General features: G+C 69.0%; 1 protein-coding gene and 1 pseudogene. One reads left to right on the top strand and one right to left on the bottom strand.

What is annotated here, in order from left to right; genetic code table 11:
* Positions 1–301: 301 nt before the first annotated feature.
* A complete protein-coding gene (locus ACJA3G_RS34750; protein ID WP_406557020.1) occupies positions 302–2,380 on the top strand; it encodes a TerD family protein in 2,079 nt (692 codons plus the stop codon).
* 31 nt (positions 2,381–2,411) lie between these two features.
* On the opposite strand, the pseudogene ACJA3G_RS34745 reads toward ACJA3G_RS34750, so the two are convergent.
* A pseudogene (locus tag ACJA3G_RS34745) lies at positions 2,412–2,648 on the bottom strand (hypothetical protein); the annotation flags it as partial.

The raw sequence follows: 2,648 nt of genomic DNA, 5'->3' as shown, positions 1-2,648 counted from the left end.
CCACCCGGCCGCTGCCGCGCACCGAGGCGTGGACCGCGATGTCGTGGGCCCGTGCGGGCGGGGCGTAGCTCCCGGAGACGGTCCGTCGAGCGGCGCGACTCCCCTGCGGTCGGCTGGCTGGTCCGGACCCATTGATACAAGACGTGACGTCTTTACCCGGATGGCCCAGTCTTCGGGTTCCGGATGAGTAGGCTGCACTTCCGGCTCTTGGGGAAGAGCCTCAACATCCCGTGAAAGAGAGGGCAGTTCGGGTCTGCCCGTACAGCCCTCGCGTCCCGTGGGGGGATCTCGCGTGCACGAAATGGCCAAGGGTTCCAACGTCAGTCTGTCCTCGCTCAGCGAGCACGCCGACTCCGTGATGGTGAGTCTGAGTTGGAGCAGTCCCAGCGGTGAAGGTGACGCCGATGTCTCCGTACTCCTGATCGGCGCCGACGGAAAAGTCCGCGGCAACAGCGACTTCTACTTCTACAACAACCCCACCGCACCCGACGGCAGTGTGCAGCTGTTGGGATCGGCCCCTACCGAGAACGGCACCGAGGACCGCATCCGGCTGGATCTCACCCCGCTCCCCGCCGACGTGGACCGCGCCGTCATCGCGGCGAGCCGGCACCGACGGGCCCACTTCGGCGAGCTGGAGAGCATTCGGCTCACCCTCAAGGACGGATCGGGCGACGACGTTCTGGGATTCTCCATCGACGACGCGACCGTGGAGAGCGCCTTCGTCTTCGGTGAGATCTACCGGCGCAACGGCGAGTGGAAGTTCCGGGCCGTCGGCCAGGGCTATGACACCGGTCTGGCGGGGCTGGCCACCGACTACGGCATCGAGGTCGACGAGGACGACGACCGGGACGACGAGACCGTCGGCGCCACCGACGGCCAGTCCTGCGACGTACGGGAGATCGACGGGAACCGCTCCGCTGAAACCTCGCCCGGAGAGAACCTGGGCGCCGTCCAGGCAGCGGCCGTCCCGAAGCCGGTCGCCGCGCCCCTGACCGTCCCGGCGCCCCGGGAACCGGAGCCGACGGCCCCTGCCCCGGCCCGCCGGGTGCGTACGGCCAAGAAAAAGGTCACCCTCCCCCGGACGGCAAAGCCCTCCCTGGCGGAGAACGACAACTGGCGGACAGCACGTCTCTTTCCCGCCTCCTCGCTCAAGAGCGACCGGGAACGCGAAGTGCGGGCGACATCCATCCTGCTGTCGGTGATGGCCCAGGTTCCCGAATTCGGGCGCCGGCTCACCGCCGCCTTCGGCGCGCCCGCGGGGCGCATGGAGACCTTCACCGAGGTCTCACTTCCTCACGGCGAGAGCCCGAAGCGTCCTGACGGGATCCTCCGAGTCGAACGCGCCGGAAAACTGTGGACCGCGCTCGTGGAGACGAAGACGAACGGTAACGCGCTCAAGCCCGAGCAGATCCAGGACTACATGGACATCGCCTCCCGGCGCGGTTACGAAGCCGTCATCACGCTCTCGAACGACGTGGCCCTCGAAGGAAGCCCTCTCGTCGATGTGAAGGTCGACGGACGGCGCAAGCACAAAGTGACGCTGTGGCACCTCTCCTGGGCGGAGGTGACCCAGCAGGCGCAGATGCTGCTCCGCCACGAGGGCGTGCGCCAGGAATCGCACGCCTGGCTGTTGCAGGAACTCCTCCACTATCTCCAGCACGAGAACTCCGGCTGCCACGGCTTCCAGAACATGGGCCCCGCCTGGGTCCCGGTGCGCAACGGGATCGACGAGGAGACCCTGTCGCCCGGCGACCCCCGCACGGTGCAGGTCGTGGAGAGCTGGGAGCGGCTGGTACGTCAGGTCTGCCTCCGCATCGGCGGGGAACTCGGCGCCAAGGTGGTGCCGGTTCAGCGCGCCAAGCGCGGGACCGACCCGCAGTCGCGCCGCATCGAGGTGGCGGACCGGTTCTGTGTGGACGGAAAGCTGGACGCAGAGATCCGGATCGACGGTGTGCCCGGCATTCTCACCATCAGTGCCGATCTGCGCATGGGCAGGCTGCGGACCTCCATCGAGGTGGCTGCCCCCGACCAGGGCTACCCGCTTTCCTGGGTGAAACGGCTGATGAAGCAGCTCGGCGAGGCACCGGCGGACCTCCATGTACAAACACTGCTGGAGGGTGAGGCCGCCGGGCCGCGCGGGACACTGGAGAAGCTCCGGCTGGAGCCGGGAGACCTGCTGGCGAAGGGACCGGAGCGCATCACCGGATTCCGGCTGTCACTCTCCAAGAGCGTGGGCAATGCCCGCGGCAACTCCGAGAGCGGCTTCATCCGCAGCGTGGACGCCGCGGTCGACCGCTTCCACACCACGGTGGTGGCCAGGCTGGAGCACGGGGGCTCCCGGCGCCCGAGGTCCGCCCCACCTCTGGAGGTCACTGCCTGACCCGGATGTTCTGGATCCCCTTCGGGATGGTTCAGCGGTCGGACCAGGCGTCGAGTGCCGCCACCGGGTCCGAGCCCGGTATCCCCCGAGGCCACCAGTCCTCTCTGCCCGGGTCGGACTCGTACACGTACCAGAGGCCGTCGCGGCCGTAGCGGAGCTGGGTGGTGGAGGCGGAGAGGTGGTTGCGCCAGGGGCGGAAGCCCGCGTGGCCGGCGGCCGTCAGGGCGGGGCGGGCGCGGTCGAAGGGGCCCGCCGGCGGGTCCCAGGG

Origin of the sequence: Streptomyces sp. YS-3, from assembly GCF_045257485.1 — a bacterium.
GTDB lineage: Bacteria > Actinomycetota > Actinomycetes > Streptomycetales > Streptomycetaceae > Streptomyces.
The sequence above is the reverse complement of the archived record's forward strand: the minus strand, read 5'-3'. Positions and strand labels throughout refer to the sequence as shown.

Coding starts and splice junctions, on each gene's coding strand:
- ACJA3G_RS34750 (WP_406557020.1), top strand. CDS start 302: ATGGCCAAGGGTTCCAACGTCAGTCTGTCCTCGCTCAGCGAGCACGCC.